The 16,981-nt window shown below is 52.3% G+C and carries 14 protein-coding genes; 10 read left to right on the forward strand and 4 right to left on the reverse strand.

Annotation, left to right across the window (positions count from 1 at the left end; genetic code table 11):
• The gene (locus AKL27_RS18370) at positions 1-1,545 is read right to left on the reverse strand and encodes a methyl-accepting chemotaxis protein (protein WP_050464309.1); all 1,545 of its coding nucleotides are present in this window, start codon (positions 1,543-1,545) and stop codon (positions 1-3) included.
• Positions 1,546-1,730: 185 nt separating this feature from the next.
• Positions 1,731-2,645: a transcriptional regulator GcvA gene (gcvA, locus tag AKL27_RS18375; RefSeq protein WP_050464310.1), complete on the reverse strand. Its 915-nt coding sequence runs from the start codon at positions 2,643-2,645 to the stop codon at positions 1,731-1,733.
• Positions 2,646-2,792: 147 nt separating this feature from the next.
• On the opposite strand from gcvA, the gene AKL27_RS18380 reads away from it, so the two are divergent.
• The 8 genes from AKL27_RS18380 to AKL27_RS18415 all read left to right on the forward strand — a co-directional run bounded on the left by AKL27_RS18380 (position 2,793) and on the right by AKL27_RS18415 (position 12,469).
• Entirely contained in the window at positions 2,793-3,122 is a 330-nt protein-coding gene (locus AKL27_RS18380) for a DUF2917 domain-containing protein (protein ID WP_083439145.1), read from the forward strand.
• A 198-nt stretch (positions 3,123-3,320) separates the two neighbouring features.
• Complete coding sequence (gene lipB / locus AKL27_RS18385) at positions 3,321-3,971, forward strand: lipoyl(octanoyl) transferase LipB (protein ID WP_050464312.1); 651 nt, start codon at positions 3,321-3,323, stop codon at positions 3,969-3,971.
• Between the two features lie 16 nt (positions 3,972-3,987).
• The gene (gene lipA / locus AKL27_RS18390) at positions 3,988-4,983 is read left to right on the forward strand and encodes a lipoyl synthase (RefSeq protein ID WP_050464313.1); all 996 of its coding nucleotides are present in this window, start codon (positions 3,988-3,990) and stop codon (positions 4,981-4,983) included.
• A 180-nt stretch (positions 4,984-5,163) separates the two neighbouring features.
• Positions 5,164-6,837 (forward strand): hypothetical protein, encoded by a 1,674-nt coding sequence (locus AKL27_RS18395; protein ID WP_157056993.1) that lies wholly within the window; start codon positions 5,164-5,166, stop codon positions 6,835-6,837.
• 149 nt (positions 6,838-6,986) lie between these two features.
• Positions 6,987-7,457 carry a 3'-5' exoribonuclease gene (locus AKL27_RS18400; RefSeq protein WP_050464315.1) on the forward strand — a complete coding sequence of 157 codons (471 nt, stop codon included), beginning with the start codon at positions 6,987-6,989 and terminating at the stop codon, positions 7,455-7,457.
• Positions 7,458-7,952: 495 nt separating this feature from the next.
• Entirely contained in the window at positions 7,953-8,951 is a 999-nt protein-coding gene (locus AKL27_RS18405; protein ID WP_050464316.1) for an AAA family ATPase, read from the forward strand.
• A gap of 172 nt (positions 8,952-9,123) precedes the next feature.
• Positions 9,124-11,511, forward strand: coding sequence for a S8 family peptidase (locus AKL27_RS18410; protein WP_198156014.1), 2,388 nt, complete (start codon positions 9,124-9,126; stop codon positions 11,509-11,511).
• Positions 11,495-12,469, forward strand: coding sequence for a site-specific integrase (locus tag AKL27_RS18415; protein ID WP_157056995.1), 975 nt, complete (start codon positions 11,495-11,497; stop codon positions 12,467-12,469). The genes AKL27_RS18410 and AKL27_RS18415 overlap by 17 nt, the downstream gene beginning before the upstream one ends.
• A gap of 152 nt (positions 12,470-12,621) precedes the next feature.
• On the opposite strand, the gene AKL27_RS27835 is transcribed toward AKL27_RS18415, so the two are convergent.
• Positions 12,622-12,969, reverse strand: a complete 348-nt coding sequence (locus AKL27_RS27835) for a hypothetical protein (protein ID WP_157056996.1) — start codon at positions 12,967-12,969, stop codon at positions 12,622-12,624.
• Positions 12,970-13,085: 116 nt separating this feature from the next.
• On the opposite strand from AKL27_RS27835, the gene AKL27_RS18425 reads away from it, so the two are divergent.
• Both AKL27_RS18425 and AKL27_RS27840 read left to right on the forward strand, forming a co-directional pair.
• Positions 13,086-15,308 carry a GNAT family N-acetyltransferase gene (locus AKL27_RS18425; RefSeq protein ID WP_157056997.1) on the forward strand — a complete coding sequence of 741 codons (2,223 nt, stop codon included), beginning with the start codon at positions 13,086-13,088 and terminating at the stop codon, positions 15,306-15,308.
• Positions 15,301-15,798, forward strand: coding sequence for a hypothetical protein (locus tag AKL27_RS27840; RefSeq protein ID WP_157056998.1), 498 nt, complete (start codon positions 15,301-15,303; stop codon positions 15,796-15,798). Before AKL27_RS18425 ends, AKL27_RS27840 begins: the two co-directional genes overlap by 8 nt.
• Positions 15,799-15,963: 165 nt before the next feature.
• Here AKL27_RS27840 and AKL27_RS18430 read toward each other — a convergent pair whose 3' ends face one another.
• Positions 15,964-16,977 carry a TniQ family protein gene (locus tag AKL27_RS18430; RefSeq protein WP_083439148.1) on the reverse strand — a complete coding sequence of 338 codons (1,014 nt, stop codon included), beginning with the start codon at positions 16,975-16,977 and terminating at the stop codon, positions 15,964-15,966.
• Positions 16,978-16,981 lie beyond the last annotated feature (4 nt).

Genomic DNA, 16,981 nt, shown 5'->3' on the forward strand with positions numbered 1-16,981 from the left:
TCAGCCGCGATTGAGCTTGAACACGCTGACAATCTGCGCCAGCCGGCTGGCCTGATCCTGCATTGATTGCGCCGCCGCTGCGGCTTGTTCCACCAGCGCCGCATTTTGTTGCGTGCTCTCATCCATTTGCGTAATGGCCTGGCCGACCTCACTGATACCAGAGCTCTGCTCCTGACTGGCCGAGCTGATTTCAGCAACGATATCGGTCACGCGGCGCACGCTGTTGACCACTTCATCCATCGTGACTCCAGCCTGTTCCACCAGCTTGCTGCCATTGCCAACCTTTTCCACCGAATCATCAATCAGGGTCTTGATTTCCTTGGCCGCTGCCGCACTGCGTTGCGCCAGACTGCGCACTTCCGATGCCACCACCGCAAAGCCGCGCCCCTGCTCACCGGCGCGGGCAGCTTCGACCGCAGCATTCAAGGCCAGAATGTTGGTCTGAAATGCGATGCCATCGATGACGCTGATGATGTCGACGATACGGCGCGAAGAGTCATTGATCGACTGCATGGTATCGACGACTTGTGCAACCACAGCGCCGCCCTGAGTGGCGACCGCCGACGCCGACACTGCCAGCTGGTTGGCCTGACGCGCATTATCGGCATTCTGTTTCACGGTCGAAGTCAGTTGCTCCATGGCCGATGCCGTTTCTTCCAGCGAACCGGCCTGTTGTTCGGTACGTGACGACAGATCCAGGTTGCCGCTGGCAATTTCGCTGGACGCGGTGCTGATGGTGTCGGTGCCGACGCGCACCTGCGTCACGATTTTGAGCAGGTTGTCATTCATCGCCTTTAGCGCGGTCAGCAATTGCCCGGTTTCGTCCTTGCTGGTCGGCCCGAAGTCGGAACTGAGGTCGCCGTCGGCGACCGTTTTGGCAATGCTGACGGCCTGCGTCAGCGGGCGCGTGATGCCGATGGTCAGCAACCAGGCGAGGAAGCCGCCGAGCGCCAGTTCGATGACACCGAGACCGATCAGCATGGTGCGACTGGAGAGATATTTGTCATGCACGGCTGCGGCCGCAGCATTGATTTCGTTGCGTTTGGAATCGCGGAATTTGGCGACGATACTGGTGTAAGCGGAAAATTGCGGTTGGAAATTGGTGTCTGCCAACTGTTTTGCTTCTGCCACGTTGCCGGCATCCTTGAGCTTGAAGATATCGCTGCGCGTTTTTTGATAGCGATCACGCACGGTATTGATTTCAAGCATGAGCGCCTTTTCTTCCTCCCGCGTCACGTTTTCTTCGATTCTTTTGCGAATCGGCGTGATGCGTTTGCTTTCAGCCGCGATTTCTGACTGAAAGACTTTCTGCATCCTGGCGTCATCCAGATTGATGATCGCCAGCGTGCGGATGCCGCTCTCGCGGATGACAGCCAGCCATTCGTTGGCATCGCGCTCATCGTTGAGCGACTCCGTCGTCATCAGTGTGACGGAAGTGTCGATTTTTTGCATTTGCCAGATACTGATTCCCAGCATCAGCACCATCAGCATCAAAATAATGCAAAAGCCAATTCCCAGACGCACGCCGATTTTCATGTTTTTCATTATGTTCCCCTTCAATCAACATCTCCGGGCTGTCCTCGTCTGAGTACGCGAGACGGGTTTCAACGCCGGCGATGGTTCCCCCTGTTGGTCTGTCCAACATAGAGGAAATTTATCGAAGGGAGTGGATGAACAGAGCGGCTTTTCAGAGCCAGCTTGAGGTTTGGGCCAACTGGCGGCGATGTGACTCAGCCGGGCCAGCGACTATCAGATTTGAACTGGCTCATTTCGGCCTTGATCCAGTTGCGAAAATGATGAATCTGCACCTTGTTGAGCGATTCCGGCATGCACACGAAATAGTAGGAAAAGTCACTTTTGACGGCAATATCGAACAAGCGCACCAGATTGCCCGCAGCAATTTCCTGCCAGGCAATGGTGTGCCGGGTCAGCGCAATGCCGGTGCCATCAACAGCGGCCCGCACGGTCAACGATGAATCTTCGATGACCAGACCGCCGGCCGGCTCCGGCAAATCCAGTCCGGCAGCCTGAAACCACGGTTGCCAGGATTCGGCCGCATCCATGCGCAGTAAATTGCAGTCGTGCAATTGTTGCGGCGTTTGCGGCAGGCGGCCGCTACGATAATCCGGGCTGGCGACCGGATAGTAAAAGTCATCCAGCAGTTTCTCGGAAGCCAGCCCGGTATACCGGCCGCGACCGAAACGCAGGCCGACATCGATGAATTCTTGCGCCAGGTCACTTAACTGGCTGCTCGACTGCAATACGACTTCGATGTCCGGATGCAAATTGATGAATTTCCACAAGCGCGGCGCTAGCCAGCGCGAGGCGAACGAGGGCGAGGCAGAAATCACCAGCCGTTTCTGCCGGCTCTGGATTTGCAGGGTTTCTGCAGCGATGGCAATGTCACTCAGCGACTTGCGGATCGTGGTGGCGAAACGCTGGCCAGCGTCAGTAATGGTAATGCGCTTGCCGTTGCGGGCAAACAACTGCACCCCCAGTTCTTCTTCCAGTGCGCGCACCTGATGGCTGATTGCGCCCGGCGTGACATGGATCTCATCGGCCGCGCGCGAAAAGCTCCCATACCGTGCCGCCGCCTCGAAGGCCCGCAGCGCAGCGAGTTGCGGCAATTTTCTGTAGTCAGCCATGGCTTGTGAGGAAAATTAGCAAGAATGAGGAATATATATCGTTTTGGATTGTTGTGACCGCTGACTAGAATAAACAGGCAAATCAGACACATACGAGCAACGTGCTTGCTCAAATCCGCCCGCAGGGGCCTTCTAAGGAGCTTCGTCATGCAAAAAGTATTCACAAGGAAGATGCTGCACATTGATGCCGGTCAGGCAATTTCATTATGGGAACGCAATATGGTGCGCCTGCAAGTGGTATCGGGGCGGGTCTGGATTACTGCCGAAGGCGTGGATGATGACTACTGGCTGAATCCCGGCGAGGAGATGGAGTTCAGCGGTGGCAAGCGCATCGTGGTGGAAACCGGCAACCGTCCCGGCAGCATTGCAGTCCAGCCCTTGCGTCCGCCATCCTTGCTCAATGCCATATTGAACGGGCACTGGTTGCAGAATGGCCGTACCCGTGGGCGATTTGCCAAGACTTCCCCTTGTTCGTGACCGCCGCCGCCGAATGACCATGACTACCACCCGGATCTGCCCTCAATAGTCAGTGCCGGATAACAACGTTGCATGCCATAAAAACAACAGTCGAGAGCGCCGATAGCAACTGTTCACTCCCATGCCAGCCATTGACGCAAGCAAACGGGAATTTCCCGTACCAAACGCGAGTGCGCAGTTTTGGTTACACTTGGCGCTATGCGAATTTCCCCTCAGATCATCACGCGCGGCACTGAGTCGTACCAGACCAGTTTTGATGCCATGCGGGCCTTCACCGACCAACGTACGGCAGAAACACCCGATCAGCTATGGATCGTCGAGCATCCTCCGGTATTTACCCTGGGATTGGCGGCTGATCGCTCACATGTGCTGACTCCGCACGACATTCCGATAGTACAAACTGACCGTGGCGGCGAAGTGACATATCACGGGCCTGGCCAGGTGGTCATTTATCTGCTCATGGATTTGCGTCGCGCTGCGCCGGGCGCGCGCCTGTTTGCGCGCGAGTTTGTGCAAAAAATCGAGCAGGCTGTTATCGATACGCTGGCGGCGTATAATCTCGCAGGCGAACGCAAGCAGGGCGCGCCGGGCATTTATGTCACCGAAGGTGTGTGGCAAGGTGCCAAAGTCGCAGCGCTGGGCTTGAAAATCCGTAGCAACGGCTGTACCTATCATGGAGTGTCGCTCAACGTGGACATGGATCTGACCCCGTTTTCCTGGATCAACCCTTGCGGTTACGAAGGTCTGGCGACAGTGGACATGAAAACCCTGGGCGCCGCTGCCGTGCTGGGCGATGTGCAATCGCTGCTGGCCAATCAACTTATCGAGCACTTCGGTCGTCCCGGATGACCGTAACATCACTACTATGACAACCGAAATCACTCCAGTCGCCACTCCGGCCGAATCCTCCGCCGCCGCTTCCCGTCACAACCCGCTGGACAAGCAAAAGGGTGCCGGCAAGACCGCGTGGATACCGATCAAGATCGTGGCTGCGGAAAAGCTCAAGAAACCCGACTGGATTCGCGTCAAGGCCGGTTCGCCGACCACCCGTTTCTACGAAATCAAGGACATCCTGCGCGCCAATAATCTGGTGACAGTATGTGAAGAAGCATCTTGCCCGAATATCGGCGAGTGTTTCGGCAAAGGCACGGCCACCTTCATGATCATGGGTGACAAGTGCACCCGGCGTTGCCCGTTCTGCGACGTTGGCCATGGTCGTCCCGATCCGCTCGATGTCAATGAACCCGAAAATCTGGCCAAGACCATCGCTCAGCTCAAGCTCAGCTATGTGGTGATCACCAGCGTCGACCGCGACGATTTGCGCGATGGCGGCGCCGGCCATTTTGCCGCCTGCATCCAGCGCGTACGCGAACTGTCGCCAGCGACCCGGATTGAAATTCTGACACCGGACTTCCGTGGCCGTATGGACCGCGCTCTGGAAATTCTGAAGATGGCGCCACCGGATGTCATGAACCACAACCTCGAAACCGCGCCGCGACTGTACAAGGAAGCCCGTCCCGGTTCCGATTACGAATACTCGCTGAACCTGCTCAAGCGCTTCAAGGATCTGCACCCGAATACCCCGACCAAGTCCGGCATCATGGTCGGTCTCGGCGAAACCGATGAAGAAGTATTGCAAGTCATGCGCGACATGCGGGCACACAACGTCGACATGCTGACCATCGGTCAATATCTGATGCCAAGCGGCGATCACTTGCCGGTCCGTCGTTACGTGCATCCCGACACCTTCAAGATGTATGAAGAAGAAGCCTACAAGATGGGTTTCGTCCACGCCGCCGTCGGCGCCATGGTGCGCAGTTCTTACCATGCCGATCAGCAGGCGCACGGGGTTATCGGCTGATGTTGACGATTAGTAGTTCGTAAGAAAATCCAGAAGTTGATGAGATAAAATCAATAGTGGCGAGATAATTCGGAGAGGATAAATCACTGGAAGACAATGGTGACTCTTGATTCTTTCCCTTCCGAAGAGTGAAAACTCTTGGCGGATTTTTGTCATTTTCCGCCTAGGGCTGGACCGCAGATGGCAGATGCAAATGAATTGATGATCGCCGCCTTGCCCTCCGATGGGCATGGCTGGCGTATCGACTGGTTCGGGGAGATTGCCTTCCCGAACCGCATGATTCGACGTAAGCAGCCATCCGTTCTCCTTCATCTGTCTCGTGTGATCGATAAACGTTACCGTGAAGACCACTCGGTTCTTCTCAATCCTGAATCCACATTCGTCGCCAAGCAACGCAAGGTATGGGTTTCCGTAGGAACCCTGCCGTTACTTCGTATTGGAGATATCTGGCGAGATGGTCGGTTGGACACTGCATCTGACTATGAGCTTGAGAGCTTCCTCGATTTAGAGATTAATTCAGAGACCACCAGCTTGATCAAGGCTGGGCTCAACTTGGAAGAGAATGGCTTCTTGCTACCTAGAGGAGAGCATCCTTGGCACATGCAAGCCACACAATCTTACTGCACGATGATTGACTTGCCTGGTGAGCGCAGATTGATCATTCCTTGTATTGAATTGATTCGCTTCTATTTCGGATCCTCAAGCAACTTGCTGACCAAGTTGTTTCTACCGCCGCTCAGCCGAGAAGCGTTGTATAGCAAAGCCCATTTCAGCAAGATCAATGGCCAGCTGTCATTGGCGTTAGCGGAAGGGATATCAGGTGCATCAGCTGCTGACATCGGCCGTATGCATTTAGATTCCGATGCTTGGCGGACCGCTGTCAATGTGGGCACATCGCTTCTTAAAGCATCGGTGTCACGTCAGGAAATATATCCCCAGGCGCATTTCCCATTCGAAGGCGTCACCACACTGACAGCATCTGGAAAGTGGCTGTCATTTTCTAGCCAGCCACGGGCAACGTTCCTCGTGTATAGCCTTCGCTCATGTTCGCATCCATTCCCATTCCGCTCTCTGAGATACAACGTGACAACTCGGCGCATTGCGCAGACGCAGAGTGCGCAAAATGGAACACCAGTACCACGGATAGTTAAACCGCCGCGACGTTCATCAGATCAACAACTTGTGGAAAAAGACGCATCTGAGAAATTCACGCGGCAGGCTCATCCAATATGGGTAGTACAGCGCTTTACGGATCTGACAACAAAGACAATCTGGAAAAACCGTGTTTTGTCAGTACCATCCACCGGAGCAGTCATTGTCACGACGACGGCAAACGACACTAACTCAGCAGTTGGAGATACGGGATCAGATCGACGCGTACGTTCAGTTGATTTGCAAATCAAGACGGAAAAAGAGACTGAATTTCCCGTACCAGGCTTTCTTAAAGATATCGTCGATGAGTTGAAAACTTTGAGGGACTCCAAAGTTGAGCTCTTAACTGAGAGCGACGAAGACGGTTGGACGATCCCTATCTTGGTGTCAACGGATGAAGAAGGTGAAATCGATTTGAACCTGTTCGTTGAGATCGGGAACAATCAATTGCGAGAGAGAAGAGTCGCGGCCTTCTCTGTCATCAACGAAAAAACGAATATTGTTCTCGTGACGATCGAATTAGATCCTGTCTATTCGAAATCCTATCCAACAGATGGCGAGTCTAGCTTGCAAGATACGTTGCGGCGAGCAGCGGCAGATTTTATTTCTAGGAATCGTGACACTAAGATCGAAAAAATCGGCGAGGGAGCTGCATATTTCGGTGTTTCGTGGTCATCCAGTTCGAGTGGAAATGAACACTAGTCGAACAACGAGGAGCATCGTACGCAGCATTGTCGTAGACTCAGTGGTGTAAGGCCGGACAAGGATGGCCGTGGCCCGTAACTGATGCCTCGTAACGATGAAAACATCCTGATGCATGTGATGCAAAACATATTTCACGAGAGATACTCTTGAAAATTTTCTTGGATACTGAATTTACAGACTTTGTGCGACCGCATCTGATTAGCATCGGTATGGCGGCGGATTCAGATGATGAATTCTATGCGGAGATACCTTATCCTTACGACGAATGCAGTGATTTCGTGCGAGAAGTGGTCCTTCCATTGTTGGGTAAATTTCCTGATGCTACCTATTCGAAGCAAGAACTGGCGGAGAAACTAAGGTCCTGGTTGGATGTGCTCAATGCGGCACACGGGACTTTAGAAATCTGCTTCGATTTTCAGACCGATTGGGATTTGTTCATTGACGCTTTGGACTACCAAGTACCGAAGTGGTGTGTGCAGAAGCAAGTCAATCGCAACATCAATGAATTGCTTTACTATGAATACCATAAGAAAAACGCCCTTCCGGAGCATCATGCTCTCTATGACGCGAGAGCAAATCGGTTTGCTTATCGAGAGCGGCCAGATGTAGTTGATTGAAATCAATTTTCCTAATTGGTTTTCTAAATCGCAATATTGCGATACCGGAGTCGTTGCATGGCAAGTCAACGTATCGGACGGACTGGGTTATATGCATTGGTTTGGAGCGAACTCCTATCCCAGTTTGCGAATCGTTTTAATATTTCTGATGCGATGCTTGAGAAAATATTCATAAGCCGGGATTAAGTTATTGAACTAAGCGACAGTCTCCCTCGCGTTCCATAATTCTGGCGGGTTGAGGGCCGGAATATTGAGGGCCAGCTAAATGAAGTCCTAGGCGATCCCGGCTAGAGGCGATAAGTATTTCTCTTTCAGCGCAATCATCCGGAGAGCGGTTTACCTGTGACGAGAATGTTGTCGCGTCGTTTTAGATTTTGACCACTGATATTTAAAATATCAGTGTTAATATAGCAGTAACCCTTTTTAGGCGTTAAACTTCAAGAAGAAATCTGATCAAGCTCGTCGTCCGGGGTTGACGAGTCCAAGGAAAAGAAAATGGCTAACGGTGATCAAATCAAGGCGATGCTACGCGCCTACAAAGACGCAGACGAGAATCAGTTCATGACTCTCGCACTGCAGATTGCTGCGCGAGAAGCCAAGGCTGGCCATGGGAAGCTGGCCGGAGAGATCCGAGAGCTGGTCGATAATGTCAAAGCCCGCAGCCCTGAAGTCATCATCAGCGCAACTCGCAAGCCGACTCCGATTCGCCAACCCAAGGGGGAGTTGGCAGATCTGGTTCATGTAACCTATCCTGAAATACAGCTCGACGACCTCATTCTTGAGTCTGATACGCGTGAGCGGCTGGACAGAGTCCTCCGCGAGCAGCGTCAGTCTGCTCTCTTGGCTGAACATGGCCTTGAAGCACGCCGGAAGGTCCTACTTATCGGCCCACCGGGCACGGGAAAAACAATGACCGCTGCGGCATTGGCCTGCGCCCTGTCGCTTCCTTTATTTACTCTGCGGCTGGACAGCCTGTTCACCCGCTACATGGGTGAAGCCACGGCCAAGCTGCGCCTGATTTTCGACAGCATCCAACAGGTGCGTGGCGTTTATCTCTTCGATGAGTTTGACGCCATTGGGCAGCAGCGCGCGACGAACAACGATATCGGCGAACTACGCCGGATCCTGAATGCCTTCCTGCAGATGGTCGAGCAAGACAGCTCTCAAAGCATCATCGTCGCTGCCACGAACCATCCGAAGATTCTAGACGAAGCGCTCTTCCGGCGATTCGACGATATTCTCCAATTCGCGCTTCCAACAGCCGATGAGTTCATCGAACTGATGCGTCGGCGCACTCCCAAGAAATATCGCTCTTTAGAATGGGATTTGCTCGGACCTTTGTCGGCTGGCCTCAGCTATGCCGATGGCAAGCGTGCCTATGACGACGCCCTGAAAGAAATCATCGGTAACGGTGGCCGCGCTATCACAATCGAAGCTCTGATCAAAGCAATCAAACAACGCATTAAAGATAAGAAGACCTTTACCAACAATTAAGATCTAGTAGCGGGGGCATATGGCTGGGGAAATAGAACGTCTGCCACATCTGTGGCTGGGGGATCGTTCGACCATCGAACAAGGATATCGTCGACGCCCCGGAGGCCCGATGGGTGGCCTAGAGGTTGCAAATGTGGATCGGCAGACGCACGGGAGGCGGCTCAAGCGTTCCTTGGAAGACATCTTGCCTATCTTGGTGGAGCGACGGAGTGAGATTGCCGCTCAACAGATCCCTACGTCGCCCGGGATTATCTTGGAGTTTGAAAGTTTTCCTGAGTTGGAACTGGCGCTGCCGCGACTTGACTCTGGCCGTGGCGATATTCAATTGCTGAACGTGCGCGAGGCGAACAATAAAATGTACGCTACCTGTTTTGTTCCTGACGGCAAGATCAACTCGTTGATCACGAAGATCGACGACTATCTCAATCGCGAGACAGATAAGACTCGCGAACCAAGAAACAAGGAGTTAGCGCAAAGTATTCAGTCCATCGGGGTCGCAGCGTTCGAAGCGCTATGGACCGACATCGGTCCAATTCCGGCCGACAATGAGCTGCTCTGGTGGGAGCTTTGGCTGCGTTCCGAGAACTTGACGCCACAAACCGTATATAACCGGTTCCACTACGCTGCCGAGCGCTTTGAGATACACCTTGCTGTCCAGCGGCTTGAGTTTCCCGAACGAGTGGTCGTGCATGCTCGCTGCACAAAAGCACAACTGGCCCGCTCGTTCATTATCCTGAACATGATTGCCGAGATCCGGCGCGCAGACGAGCCTCTTGTCGTTCCAGAGCGCATGACCGTGCATGAGCAAGATGCAATCATCGAAGCCCTTGAGGATCAGATCACTGGGGACAGCAACGTTGTTGTCTCCGTGCTTGATACTGGAATTTTGAGAACCCATCCGCTGCTGGAGCCTGCGCTGAATGTAGCCGACATGCACACCGTTAATGCCAACTGGGGCACAGCTGACCATGAGGGTCACGGTACGAAGATGGCTGGCTTGGCCCTCTATGGATGTCTTCACACCGCCGCAGTACAGCCTGAGGCAGAACCGGTCGAACACCGGCTCGAATCAGTGAAGATCATACCGCCTCCCAATTTCGAGGTAGAGAGAGATCATGAGGTGCTCGGCAAGGTGATTGCGCAAGCAGTTGCACGCTGCGAAATTTCGGCTCCCCGCCGTCGTCGGGTCATTTGCAAAGCCATTACCACTACTTCGCACGAATCTGGAGAACCGTCAGCTTATTCGGCAGCAATCGATCAATTAGCATTCGGCCATTCTGTCGTTGATGGGAACGACCCCACGAATCGGCGCCTCTTCGCCATCAGTGCCGGCAATGTAGCGCCTGACGACAGGTGGTTGACGTATCCAGCTTCCAACCGAAATTACATGGTTGAACAGCCTGCCCAAGCGTGGAATGCGCTAACCATTGGAGCCTTCACTGATAAAATTTCACTCCCAGCATCGCCCGACTACGCAGGTTGGCAGGCCCTGGCGGGACGGGGTGACTTGAGTCCTTTCAGTTCCACATCCCACGGTTGGAGCCGTGAGTGGCCGATAAAACCTGAGGTGTTGTTTGAGGGGGGAAATCTGGCCGTTGATCCTACAGGCACAGAGACCAGCCAACCTCATACATTACAAATGCTGACCACAAGCAGAGTGGGGGCACATCGTCCAACGGTGACGTTCAACATGACGAGCGCTGCCACCGCTTTGGCCTCCCGTTTAGCGGCCCAGATCATGGTGGCATACCCAGATGCCTGGCCCGAAACCGTTCGAGGTCTGATTGTTCACCACGCGAGTTGGACGCAAGCACAGAAGAACCGCTATCTCACCGACAACTCGCAGGCCACCAAGCGCAAGATGTTGCAGACATGTGGTTTTGGCGTCGTGTCGCCAGAAAAAGCCCTGCATAGCGTTCGCGATGGCGTGACGATAATGGTACAGGCTACGCTGCAGCCCTACAAGGTTGAAAAATCCCGAGGCAAGATGAACAAGCTGCGTCTGTTCGAACTTCCTTGGCCGAAAGACGTACTGCTAGGCCTCGGTGAACAGACGGTCCATCTGAAAGTCACGCTATCCTATTTCGTTGAGCCCAGCCCGGGTAAGCGCGGTTGGGAAAAGAAATACCGCTACGCATCGCATGGACTCAGGTTCACCCTGCGCCGATGGGATGAAAGTGCACAAGACTTCAATCACCGTATCAATCATGCGCTGTTGGACGACGCGGAGGAAATCCCTGAGTCCAATCAAGATACTGGTTGGACTTTGGGTGCCAAACTCCAAACGTTCGGCTCAGTCCACTCTGATACATGGACTGGTACCGCTGCTGAACTGGCAACACGAAACATTCTCGGGGTCTATCCAGTGATTGGTTGGTGGCGAGAACGGCTCAAGCTGAAGCGCGCGCTGACGAATGCCCGCTTTGCGCTGATCTTTTCATTGGAGGCTCCAGGCGCTGATCTGGATTTGTACGAGCAACTGCAACAACAAATCGACGTCGGACCGCTTGATCTACAAGGCTTGATGGAAGGAGACCTGGAACTTGGCAACCAAGAGTAAAAGTGCGCTTGAAACCCTGATGAACTGGGTCGAACGCTATTCGAGCTCGCCCAACACTTGTCGTGCATATCGGCGGGAACTTGACCGCTTGCAAGCTTGGCTTCTGGGACAGAAACTGACCTTCGAATCTGTCAGCCGAGCACACCTGGAACGCTACCTTCGCGCCTTTGCTGCGGGAGAGACCTTGGCCACAAGACCGGGTGCGAAAAGCGTTCGCACGCTTTCTTTCACGCGTGACGTAGTCCTTCGAATGCTGTCGGAATTGGAGCGCAAAGGCCTTCGAAAGACCGCACAGATCCGCGATCTAAAAATTCCTGGGGCCGGTGTGAATGGGATGTCGCAAATGCTCCCGTCATGGGAGGAACTCTCCGAATGGGATATGCTGCGCCAGCAATGGCATGATCGCCCTCAGCCGAAGACAGGATCTCGCGATCCACTGGACCGGCAGTTCTTCATCGCGGAGTTCATCTTCTGCATGGCGCTGTCGTCACAAGAACTGGCCGATAGTGTTATGTCAGATTTCAAGGCTCTGGACGGTGCTTGGCAGCTTCAAATCCGGCAGGCCCACGTACTGACGGACAGGTACGTTCAGGTACCTGCGCCGGCGATGGCGATGCTCAAGCGCTACAGGGAGTCGCGCGGTCTCTCCAGTTACCCGGATGCCAGTGAGGCCGATGTGCCGATCGTAGCGAGACAACGCACCGAGCGTCGGGTTAACGCCTGGGCGATCGCGAAGTGCTTGGATCAGCTATCAAAGCCAACTGGTGAAGGGGGGCAGCAGCAACCCCGCCGTCTCTCGAGCCGCCTCCTACGGCGTTATCTGATTCTGAGGAGCTTATCGAGGCAGGTAGACGAACGGTCTCTCAGGAAACACGTTCGGTCCAACTATGCGGTCAACGTGTTGTCAGCGAACATGAACGACAAGGGTAACAGCGTTGCTAATTCCTTGGCCATGTGATGGCTACCAAAATCGATTGTTGCTCTCCAAGGGATCGAATGGTGTTGATTTCGAAAACTGCAAAACTGCGCTACTTAGCTGGTTAGCTTCTATCCAAGTTGCCCCATGTTTAGAACACAATCCTGCTTTTGACCCGAGCTGGAGAATAGAGGTCAATGTCTAGTGGCGGGGATCCATTGCCATGCCGGAGTAAGATCGACCCAGTCGAAGTCAGCTCCGAGACTTCCATCGTCGTTGACGATGCGTAGGCGCGTATTGTCTTTCGTGACGAACAAAACCTTGCCATAGCTTTGCGGCCGGTGTTGTGCTTTTTTGCTGGCATCCTTGGCATCATGTTTGGTTTCTAGCATGTGTGACTCGGAAGACTGCTCATCTGGATATTCCAGGCAAACGATGAAGTCAGGATAAAAGTAGTTGGCGAGTCCCGTTGGACAATCCACACTGCCAGAATTTTCAATAAATACACAGGGTCGATATGGAAATAAATATATTGTGTTCATGCTTAATCCGAGTATAAATACTGTTTATATATACAGATTAATGAAGCATCAAAGTGAGCGAGATAATCAGGACATAACTTCACACAGCTAGCTGATCAAGACAACAACGATTCCGATTGCATTTAGGTTACGTCTATTTCATTATGGCAAATAACCTAATGGACGGAGACGTGATGATTGTGGGTAGCGACAGGCAGTTTGATATCGTAGACCGTTACAGCGAAGTAGCTCCATTTTTGACGCAGGTGGTGCAAGCAGCAGATGCCCATCGTAACGCACTTGGTTTTTTTCCGGCAAGTGTGATTGAAGGTTTCGCAAGGCAAGAGCGCTTGCTTGTTCTTACTGAAAAGCGCGGTGTCGAGCAGTGTTACGCCGGACACTTGCTTTTTCGGCCACATTTTCCGCGGGCGCACATCATGCAGATGTTGATTCTTCAGGAATACCGACGATTAGGACTTGCCGGTAGGCTCGTCGATCATCTTAAGGCGCAATCGACACAACAAGGCTTCATTTCGATCTATGCGCGGGTGGCGGAAGATTTGGTCGAATCGAATCAATTTTGGCATCGACAAGAATTTTATGTGCAACGCGTCGAACGTGGCGGAGTGCAACGCAATCGACAAATTCTTGTTCGATGTCATGAATTGGCGACGCCTCAACTTTTCCCGACCAGTGGTATTGACGTAAATAACCCCCTAGGGCTTGTGAACTCCGCAGCGGACGTTCTGCCGTTGTTCTTACTTGATTTAAATGTGTTGTTTGATGTTGCTCCTCGCCGCCGCCTACACGATGGCGCTGCAAGCTTGTTCCAAGCGGAGAGGTCGAATTTTTTTCGGCTTGCGATCAGCACGGAGGTTCGTGAGGAATTGCGTAGAACTGCGCACGTCGGACGTACAGATCCGATGGAAGCTTATATCAATATCTACCCCTCATTTCCTTTGTCGGATGGCGAAGAAACAGCGGTCATACTGGAACAACTGGCGACACTTGTCTTCCCAGATAGATTCGTCGAGGGCAAGCTAAGTGCAAATGACTACTCCGATCTCCGTCATGTCGCGACAGTTATTGAACATGACCTCGCTGGACTAATTACGAACGACGGTGCCATTCTTACCGCAGCTCCCGCTATCAAGTCAAAGTATGGCATCGAGGTTGTTTCGCCTGCTGCATTCAAGCTCGATGGACTCGACCCGGCGGCGAACACAGCGTTCAATACGCCGGAGGCCGCTACACTAACACTGCTCGAGGTCTCACGTGGAGACGATCCGTCTATTAGGACGCTTTTGTCCAAGGTAGGTCTTTCCGGATCCTCGATGGCGGCAGGCTGGCTTCCTATTGATGCTACGGGTCGTATTGCGACGTGTTGTGCCGTCTGGAGTGGTGCTATACCTATCGGATACGCGACGTGGGGGGCTAAAGGGGCAACCGGGATTACGACAGTTCGTATCGCGGTTGATGAGTCAAGTTCGCAGTCTCTCAGCGCTACACGAATACTTTTGATGTATTTGTTAGAGAAAATCACAGCTCAGGATTCGCAGAATATCAAGCTCGAACTTCCGCAAAACCAGTCTCAGGTACGCGAGTTAGCTACAGGCTTTGGATTTCGTGGAACGCCCGATCAGCAATGTTTGACCAAGCTTGTTCTTGGCAGCGTGCTGACAGCGAAAACTTGGAATTCGGTCCAATCCAAATTGGCAGCAAAAGATGGGCTGAAATTGCCGGATACCATGCCTCATTTTCGAAATATCGATCAACAAATTCAAATTTTTACGCCCAATGGGAATCAAAGGCATGTAGCGTTGGATGAACTCGAAACACTTTTATCGCCGGCGCTTTTTTGCTTGCCGGGAAGGCCTGCAGTAATGACGCCGATTCAGAGTGACTTTGCCGCTGAACTACTAGGGAGTTCACCGCAAGCATCATTGCTACCGCGTTTGACGGCTTCGCTATATCATGATCGCCACTATTTAAGCGGTCCTCGAACATTGCGGCATTTTAAGAGAGGGACCTTGATCCTGTTTTATGAATCAACAAAAAATCATGGTCGCGCTGCAGTGATCGCGATTGCACGAGTGCGCGAAGCATATCTCCGGCCGGTCGACGCGGATGTTACAGATCTTGAACACTCCGTACTTACGGCGGAAAATTTGGAGCGAATCGGGAAGTCGAAAATGAAAACTGTGACAGTATTCGACAATATTTTTATATTGCCGCGACCTGTTCCATTGGCGTCGCTTCGACGTATGGGCTGTGGTGAATCGAATCAGTTGATTACCACACGTCCACTAACGGATCCACAATTGCAAGAAATTTTATCTGAGGCTTTTGAACGTGATTAACCCAGAACACATTTTGATTTCGCTGGCACCACGCCATGCAGGGAACATTTTTTCGGGGCGAAAGCAGATTGAACTGCGGCGTCGTTCTATGAATGTTGTTCCAGGAACAATCGTATGGGTATACGTTACCTTACCTATTGGATCAATTGTTGGCTGTGCAAAAATCGCGGCCGTGCATAAGTCCACGCCGAATGCATTGTGGAGAAGATTTGGAGCAGTATCGGGCTTAACGAGGGGCGAATTTTTGGAATATCTCGACGGATTGGAAGAGGGTGTCGTACTGGTGCTTGAAGACACAGAGATGCTGGATCAACCCTTGTCCTTGGACGCGCTTCGCGATATAGCCGACGGTTTTAATCCGCCTCAATTCTTTATACGGCTTGGAGAGGAACATCCCTTATTTGATACATTCTCGGGCTCTTCGCCACAGTTCAGATCAAAATTTGAAGGCGTTGCGCCAATTCTTAATCAAATACAGGCAATGTGTTGATGCCAGCGCCTTGGAACGAGAACTAAAACCTACAGTTACCTACAGTTCGGATGTTCATCGATGAAATTGGAAGGGGGAGAAGTATTTCCATACTAATGAGCGTAAAAATTTCTTTGTTTTTCATGAGTCTCAAATTTGGATAGAACTTGCAGGGAGATTGCCAACTTAAGATTGATCGCGCCAATTTGAAAATTTCTCAACAATCGAACTGTACCAACTTGGCGGATCAATAAAATCCTTCATCAGTACGTTGTATCGAACCGCACGTGCTCGCCAAGCGGCCTCTAATCTAAGATCGATATCAGAAAGCAGCCAAGCTGCTAATTGGGCCAAGTGGTGACGTTCCATAGTCGGGCGCATCTCGAAAGAAATATGCCCTTTAGTAAGAGAAATATCCTGAAATCCGATCTGACTCAAAACAAATTCCCTAAGTCTGACATGCTTGTATCGCGAGGTCATAAGCCTGCATAGCTGATGCATGACTGCAAATTGGCCAAAATCCCAATTGCTGTTCGACACGGTTGCGTCTAGTGCACGACTAGCATCGAGCAATAGTTCGGATGCCTGCCTGTCATATGAAATAGCCACTACATTTGGGGCATCTCGCAAATCGAATGCGCACGCATGACAATACGAAACAGGCGTAGTCTCCAGCACATCCAGGCGCGCAATATCAATACGGTGAACGGCAACTGCAACACCGCAGGCAGGGCAGCGGTCAAGAAGCATAGTTCCGTGCCGTGTACAGACAGTATTGAATGCAACTCGCCAGCGTTTTCTGAAGTAGGGAATCTGATCCTCGGTCAAACATGCTGGGCAGAACTGCAGCCCATGTCCCTCGTGCTTACGGTGATACAACTTCAGTGCGAGCATCCATTGCAACATGCCGGACAACCTGAATTTTCTGTAGAGTAGCCCTTCGTAAGCCCGCAACGTAGTATTCAATGTAACGTCCGGATGCGTTCCGGTTCTATTGCTTAACTTGTCCAACAGCCATGGCGGTGCCAGGCGATCAATGTCTCGATTCCAAACTTGTCTCTGATTGCCATAAATCAGATTACAAAACGTCTGCACCTTCAAACCGTGCCCATGCGCCAGACGTACAAGCCAGCAGGAAAGCAATTCGTCAGGCAAGGGCTTATAGTGAATCGGCCATAACGATGACGTTGGACTCGCCATGATA

Source organism: Herbaspirillum autotrophicum (assembly GCF_001189915.1).
Lineage (GTDB): Bacteria > Pseudomonadota > Gammaproteobacteria > Burkholderiales > Burkholderiaceae_D > Herbaspirillum > Herbaspirillum autotrophicum.